Below are 6,643 nucleotides of genomic sequence, written 5' to 3'. Positions count from 1 at the left end.
CACCGACGCCTGATGCGACGCTGACGCGTCTTATCATGCCTACAAAAATATGCCCGAATCGTAGGCCGGATAAGGCGTTTACGCCGCATCCGGCATATAGCCGAGTAGAGGCAAAATTACTCTTCCCGGCCTTTACTCATACTTTTTTGGTCTTCATCCGGATAGTGTTTTTTTAGATATTCCAGGACGTTTTTATTGACCTTATGTTGGGTATACACCCACCCTTTCCAGTAATCAGGCTGGTCCAGGTACACTTCTGGCGGAATGGTAAAATCAGAAAGCGTTAACCATTCGGCTAACAGATCGGGGTTTCTCTTCTGGATCAACTGCAACAGCATGATCAGCGACATAGCAGAGGCAGGAGCCGTACTATCGCCGCTTAAATACTTCCACACCGTGGAACGATTCGAACGAAAAAGGATGGGGAGTAGCGCCCTGTCCAGATTCATTTCATTAAAAATCTTCTCAAATTCATTCATTTAATTTCCCTGCCTGGCGTAAACCTCTTAAAAATTGAGATTTATCAAAGAAACGCATTCTAGCACACATCAGGAACCTCTTCACGTTTAGCCCAGAAACGGAATTTATTTCGCTTATAAAAACAAGTCGTTACTCTTTTTTACAAGGAAATAGCACGAAATGAACTTCATAATTATTTATATAAGAAACAACCAATGTTTCTTTTGGCTAGTGTTTACGCTTACATCGCATAAAAATGCGCTTTACATCACACAAATGGCGGCGTAGATTTTGTTCAAACTGCAACGCATATTATTTCTTATAGAAACAATATTTGTTTTCTTTAGAACAATAAACGTGACTTACTTTGATCGAGAAAAAATGCATGAAATCTGTAAAGTTGTCTTTACTGGCTGTTGTTGTTGCTACCGCGGTAAGTCCATCTGCGTTTGCGGGTGATACTGTTGAGGCAGCAGCGACAGAATTAGCGGCAATCCAGCCAGGAATGTCGCAAATGGAAATTGATCAGAAAATTGGTCGATTTTTAGAAAGGACAGGGAACAGTGCTGCTACACAAAATTATCTAATTGCACATAATTACAAAACTACAACGCCTCAGAAAGCCGATGATACAGCCGCCTCTCCCGTACAGCCCACCAGTACGCTGAACCCGATAACCAATCAAGCGCAGCTCGACCGCGACAACGGGCAGGATACCGCCATTCAGAACGCGCAGCACACAGCCAACTGGGCATCGCTGAAAGCCGATGACGCGCATCATGCCATTATGGTGGCGCAGACGGATATTGATGCTAATAAAGTCGCCATTGCCGACACCCGCAATGATGTCTCGGTCGTGCAGTCAGATGTCAGCACCTTGAAAGGCGATGTCGTACATGCTCAGTCAGCGGCTGACCATGCCAACATTAACGCCAACACCGCACTGATGAACGGCGTCAAACTTTCTGGTGCCGTGACTGAAAACAAAAACAATATTGAGCAGAACCGTAACGATATTGCCGTTCAGCAGCAACAACTCGACGAAACCCAGAAAACCGTTGCCGCCACTGGCGATGTACAGACTGCCGCCCGTTATCAGAGCATGATCGACGCCAGACAGACAGCCGCTACCGATGCACAGCAGCAACAACTCGACACTACACAAAAAACGGTTTCCGCACTTGGCGATGCCCGCACCAGCGCACATTATCAGGAGATGGTTAACGCCAGGCTGGCCGCACAAAATGACGCTAATACACGTACCACAGCAGAACAAAAACAAAGAATAGATACCCTCACAACCAACCAGGCAACGCAGCAGCATATCGACAGCGTGCAATACGGGGAGCAAATTCAGCGTCTGGCACAAGACTCAACCCAAACACATGAACAAATTGACAGCCTGACACAAGACGTAACCCAAACGCATCAGCAGTTAACAAATACCCAAAAACGTGTCGCAGATAACAGCCAACAAATCAATTCACTCAATAACAATTTCAGTTCGTTGAAACATGAGGTGGAAGATAACCGTAAAGAAGCTAATGCAGGTATCGCGTCAGCCGTCGCTATTGCTTCACAGCCTCAGGTTAAGACAGGTGATTTTATGATGGTGTCTGCCGGAGCGGGTACATTTAATAATGAATCTGCGGTATCTGTCGGTGCTTCGTTTAACGCTGGAATTCATACAGTAATTAAAGCGGGTGTCTCTGCAGACACACAATCTGATTTCGGCGCGGGTGTCGGCGTGGGATATTCTTTCTAAATTTTATAGCGATTTCTTATTCGCAATATTTCTCAATTCTTTAAGGTTAATAATGATGAATAGCACCATTAAATCGTTTTCCCTGCTGACTATTATCTTACTGGCTGGCTGTAGCTCCCCCACTTCCCGTATCGCAGATTGCCAGGCGCAGGGCGTCAGCCATGACACCTGTTATCTTGCAGAACAGCAGCGCCAGGCGGCTATTTTAAGTGCATCCGAGGCGCAGGCTTATAAGAACGCAGAAGCCGCACAACACGCCCAGGCCGCTAAAAAATCCATTTATAAAGGTTTTGGTCTCACCTTTAGAATGAGCAGTAAAAACTTTGCTTATCTCAATGATTCATTATGCGCGATTGATGAAGATAATAAAGATGCCACCGTATACCAGTCTGGTCTTTATAACGTGATTGTTTATCACCATACAGGGAAAGTCGCATTAATGAAGGAAGGCCAGTTTGTGGGCTATTTAAAATGAAGAATGAAAAAAAACCAACTCTGATGCATATTATGATTATTGGTGCATTTATCTTTGCGTTCTTACAAGTTGTTTTATTAGCCTCCCTGGTTCACGCTGTTAATGCCAGCAACGCAATCCAGGAAGGTTTATTTCAGTCGGGACGCATTATGGTAGAAAGTTTGCAGCATATTCTTTCTGTGCAAACGGGGATTAACTGATTTTTCACCCCGCCCGATGATGGCAGCAGCCGGAGAGATTTTCGATAATCGGGCAGTCGGCGCTGTCATCGCCGGGGCAGGCGTTTGCCAGCGCCAGCAACTGGTCGCGCATGGCTTGCAATTCCTCAATATGCCGTTCGATCTCCGCCACTTTCTCCAGCGTGCGCCGTTTTACGTCGGCGCTGTGTCGCTGCGGATCGTTAAACAGGTTCACCAGCTCTCCGCTCTCTTCCAGGTTAAAGCCCACCTGGCGCGCCTGGCGCAGTAACGTCAGTTCGTTGAGATGTTGCTGCGTGTAGGTGCGATAGCCGTTTTCGCTGCGCATTGGCGGTGTCACCAATCCCTTCTCTTCATAGAAGCGGATGGCTTTGCTGGTCAGGCCGGTAATTTTTGCCACATCGCTAATGTTCATCGTTCGCGCAACGCCTCCTGTGCTTTGTTAAAGGGTTTCAACAGATAATCCAGCACGCTCTTTTTGCCCGTGCGGATATCTACTGTCGCGACCATACCTGGGAATATCGGAAACTGTTGTTTATGTTTATTTTCCAGATGGTTGCTGAAGGTGCGAATGTACACCCGATAGTAATAAACATCGCGCCGCACTTCATCCTGAATGGTGTCCGGTGAGATCACCGCCACTTCTCCTGGCAAGCCGCCGTAGATGGAGTAATCGTAAGCGGTTATTTTCACCAGCGATTTTTGCCCCGGATGGATAAATGCCACATCGCGCGGGGAGATTTTTGCCTCAATCAGCAGTTGCTCATCCAGCGGCACGATAGTCATCAGTTTACCACCGGGGGCGATGACGCCGCCAACTGTGGTAACGTCAATGTCCTGGACAATGCCACGTACCGGCGCGGTAAAGTTGAGCCTGGTGAGAGAATCTTCCCGCCCACGGATCACCGAGCGCTGGGTTTCCACTTCCGCATTGGCTTTTGCTAACTCTTCCCGCGCCTGAACGTAATACTGTGTACGCACGTCGTTAAGTTTGTTTTCCAGTTCATTAGCCTGGCGCTGTAAACGCAGCACTTCCACGTTGCTCGCCGCCCCTTGTTTCACCAGCGGCTGGGTCATTGCCAGTTCACGATTGACCAGACTAATCCCTTGCGTCAGTCCGGTGGTGGCTTTGCTTAACCCTTCACGGCGGGTGTTGTATAACGCCGTTTCGGATTCGATAAGTTCGGGAAATTTATTCAGTTCGTCAGGGAACACCAGCGGTTTATTGCTGACTTCCGCCCGCAACCGCGCCGAGGTTGCCAGCGCTGCGTACAGCCGCGACATCGCTTCCTGTACGTCGGATTCAGTTTTGGTGCGGTTAAGCTGCGCCAGTGGCTGACCCTGTTCGACAATATCGCCCACCTTCACGTCGAGATGATACAAAATGCCGCCTTCCAGCGACTGCACCACCTGTTCGCGCCCGGAAGGTTCTACGGTGCCGCTGCCGGTAGTCACTTCATCAAGCTGGAAATACCACGCCCAGCCGAGAAAACAAAGCAGCATCACTGCGGTAACGCGAACTGCCAGCGCCGATCGCGGCAGATGCGGTTCATTAAGGCCACGGTTGTATTGCATTTGTCCGTTCATGCGGCAGACCCCTTATTCTTCTCCTGTAACACCACGCGTCGCGCCGTGGGTTCGCCCTGCTCACGCAAAATGGCCTCTTTCGCACCGTCCATGACAATCCGCCCCTGATCCATCACGATTATCCTGTCCACCAGTTGCAGCATCGCCGTGCGGTGAGTGGCGATGACCAGCGTGCGATGGCCAATCCACTGTTTCAGTTGTTCGATTAAGTGCGCTTCCGCCATTTCATCCAGCGAGGCGCTGGGTTCGTCGAGCAGGACAATATTGGGTTGAGAGATGAGGAGCCGCGCCAGCAGCAGCGTTTGCCGCTGACCGCCAGAAAGGCCAAATCCCCCTTCCTGAATCATGTAGTTGAGTCCGTTTTTCTGCTTCTGCACAAAAGGCAGCGCCCCGCTGAGGATTAACGCGCGTTCGATATCTTCATCGCTGGCCTCTGGCATCCCCATGGTGAGGTTTTCCCGCAGCGAGCCGAAGAACAGTCGCCCGGTCTGGCTGAGTAGCCCCATGTCGCGACGCAAATCCGCCGGATCAAGCTGCCCGATGCTGATGTTATCCAGCAGCACCTGCCCCTGCTGGGCGATACGCATTCCGGCGAGCATTTGCAGCAGCGTCGATTTACCCGCGCCGTTGCGCCCGAGAATGGCGATTTTCTCTCCGGCCTGAATGTTGAGTTTGCCGATTGCCACATCGGCAATCTTCTCTTCTTCGTCGTAATAAAACACCGCGTTGCTGAACTGATAATTACCGTGCAGCACCGCTTTATGCACCAGTTTGCCGTGTTCCGGCTGATCCACCGGGCGCTTCATCAGTTCATCGAGGCCGTTACGCGCCACTTTCGCCTGCTGCCAGCGCGACAGCACGCCGGAAATCTGCGACAGCGGCGCAATGGTGCGCGAAGCCAGGATCGTCGTCCCGACCAGTGCGCCGGTGGTCATGTCGCCGTTCATCACCATAAAGCAGCCCACCAACAGCACCACCACGTAAACGATGGACTGCACTTCCTGAGTCCAGGTAAGCAGCAACCCGGTGAGAAAGCGTTGCTTCATGCTGATGGACGAGGCAACGTCGTTGGTGTGGTTCCACTGATTCTGGAAACGCTGTTCGGCGCGCAACAGTTTAATGTCTTCAATCGACTGCACGGCCTCCACCAGCGTCGCGTTGCGTACCGCCGATTCGCGCATCCCTTCGTTCGCCAGCCGCGCTAACGGGCGTTGTACCAGCAGGCCGGGGATCACCAGCAACGGCAGCGCCAACAAAACCACCAGCACCAGCCAGCCGCCAATCATCCACAAAATAAAGACAAACAGCAGGAAGAACGGCAGGTCTGCCACCGCGCCGATGGTGGTGGAAGTAATAAGCTCCCGCACCGATTCCAGTTCACGGATCTGCGAGATAAACGATCCGGTGGATTTCGAACGCACGTTATTTTTCAGCCGTAATGCGTGGCCAAAAACGCGATCCGAAATACGCAGATCCGCCCGCTTGCCAATCACATCGGAAAGATGTGTGCGCACCATGCGCATACAAAACTCAAACAGGATCGCCATCATCACCCCGGCGAACAGCACCCATAGCGTCGGGTACGACTGCGCCGGAACCACGCGGTCGTAAACCTGCATCGAGAAAATCATCGCCGCCAGCGCCAGCACGTTCGCCACCAGTGACGCCAGCATAATATCGCCGTAGCGCCGCCAGTCTTTCAGCGACAGATTCCAGAACCAGTTCGCCTGATACGGGCGAATATAGTCATCTACCCGCGCATCAGGGATGGCGCTGAGTGGTCGCAGCAGCGCCAGTTCGACGATTTTGTCTTCAACATCCGCGACGTTAAGCGTAGTTTCCAGCCCTTCGTCACCGCTGAACTGAATGCTGATATTGTCGTGGTTGTCGCGCCGGGTGATCACGCCGACCTGCTGATTATCAAACACTGCAATCAACGGCAGCCGCCAGGGGTTAAGCGAATCGGCGGAAAACTCGACCAGCCGCAGCCCCATCCCCAACTGCCGCGCCATGTCGGTGAGTAACTCCTCCCGTTTACTGTCGCGCTCCCAGTTGACGGTCGCGCGCACGTTCTCCTGAGAAAAATCAAGTCGATAATAGCGCGCCACGGCGATCATCGCCTCCAGCCAGGCTTCCACGGACTGGGCATTTTTTTTCATT

At 51.4% G+C, this 6,643-nt stretch carries 7 protein-coding genes; 3 read left to right on the top strand and 4 right to left on the bottom strand.

Features of this window, described 5'->3' with window-relative positions; genetic code table 11:
• Positions 1-116: 116 nt before the first annotated feature.
• The gene (locus A31E_RS19705; RefSeq protein WP_001001646.1) at positions 117-479 is read right to left on the bottom strand and encodes a hypothetical protein; all 363 of its coding nucleotides are present in this window, start codon (positions 477-479) and stop codon (positions 117-119) included.
• 485 nt (positions 480-964) lie between these two features.
• On the opposite strand from A31E_RS19705, the gene A31E_RS19710 reads away from it, so the two are divergent.
• The 3 genes from A31E_RS19710 to A31E_RS19720 are packed head-to-tail and all read left to right on the top strand — an operon-like array spanning position 965 to position 2,899.
• On the top strand, positions 965-2,224 hold the full coding sequence (locus tag A31E_RS19710; RefSeq protein WP_228943966.1) for a YadA C-terminal domain-containing protein: 1,260 nt from the start codon (positions 965-967) through the stop codon (positions 2,222-2,224).
• A 52-nt stretch (positions 2,225-2,276) separates the two neighbouring features.
• Complete coding sequence (locus A31E_RS19715) at positions 2,277-2,699, top strand: hypothetical protein (RefSeq protein WP_001515911.1); 423 nt, start codon at positions 2,277-2,279, stop codon at positions 2,697-2,699.
• Entirely contained in the window at positions 2,696-2,899 is a 204-nt protein-coding gene (locus tag A31E_RS19720; protein ID WP_000787079.1) for a hypothetical protein, read from the top strand. The genes A31E_RS19715 and A31E_RS19720 overlap by 4 nt, the downstream gene beginning before the upstream one ends.
• A 4-nt stretch (positions 2,900-2,903) precedes the next feature.
• Here the strand turns inward: A31E_RS19720 and cueR are convergent, their stop codons facing one another.
• The 3 genes from cueR to A31E_RS19735 are packed head-to-tail and all read right to left on the bottom strand — an operon-like array spanning position 2,904 to position 6,642.
• Positions 2,904-3,311 (bottom strand): Cu(I)-responsive transcriptional regulator, encoded by a 408-nt coding sequence (cueR, locus tag A31E_RS19725; protein WP_001026744.1) that lies wholly within the window; start codon positions 3,309-3,311, stop codon positions 2,904-2,906.
• The gene (locus A31E_RS19730; RefSeq protein ID WP_001014334.1) at positions 3,308-4,483 is read right to left on the bottom strand and encodes an HlyD family type I secretion periplasmic adaptor subunit; all 1,176 of its coding nucleotides are present in this window, start codon (positions 4,481-4,483) and stop codon (positions 3,308-3,310) included. The genes cueR and A31E_RS19730 overlap by 4 nt, the downstream gene beginning before the upstream one ends.
• Positions 4,480-6,642: a type I secretion system permease/ATPase gene (locus tag A31E_RS19735; protein WP_016248429.1), complete on the bottom strand. Its 2,163-nt coding sequence runs from the start codon at positions 6,640-6,642 to the stop codon at positions 4,480-4,482. Before A31E_RS19735 ends, A31E_RS19730 begins: the two co-directional genes overlap by 4 nt.
• Position 6,643 lies beyond the last annotated feature (1 nt).

The sequence above is a fragment of the Escherichia sp. KTE159 genome (assembly GCF_000408805.1).
Lineage (GTDB): Bacteria > Pseudomonadota > Gammaproteobacteria > Enterobacterales > Enterobacteriaceae > Escherichia > Escherichia marmotae.
The sequence above is the reverse complement of the archived record's forward strand: the minus strand, read 5'-3'. Positions and strand labels throughout refer to the sequence as shown.

Excerpts from the sequence above, each read along its gene's own strand:
- A31E_RS19705 (WP_001001646.1), bottom strand. The coding sequence starts at position 479 with ATGAATGAATTTGAGAAGATTTTTAATGAAATGAATCTGGACAGGGCG.
- A31E_RS19710 (WP_228943966.1), top strand. The coding sequence starts at position 965 with ATGTCGCAAATGGAAATTGATCAGAAAATTGGTCGATTTTTAGAAAGG.
- A31E_RS19715 (WP_001515911.1), top strand. The coding sequence starts at position 2,277 with ATGATGAATAGCACCATTAAATCGTTTTCCCTGCTGACTATTATCTTA.
- A31E_RS19720 (WP_000787079.1), top strand. The coding sequence starts at position 2,696 with ATGAAGAATGAAAAAAAACCAACTCTGATGCATATTATGATTATTGGT.
- cueR (WP_001026744.1), bottom strand. The coding sequence starts at position 3,311 with ATGAACATTAGCGATGTGGCAAAAATTACCGGCCTGACCAGCAAAGCC.
- A31E_RS19730 (WP_001014334.1), bottom strand. The coding sequence starts at position 4,483 with ATGAACGGACAAATGCAATACAACCGTGGCCTTAATGAACCGCATCTG.
- A31E_RS19735 (WP_016248429.1), bottom strand. The coding sequence starts at position 6,642 with ATGAAAAAAAATGCCCAGTCCGTGGAAGCCTGGCTGGAGGCGATGATC.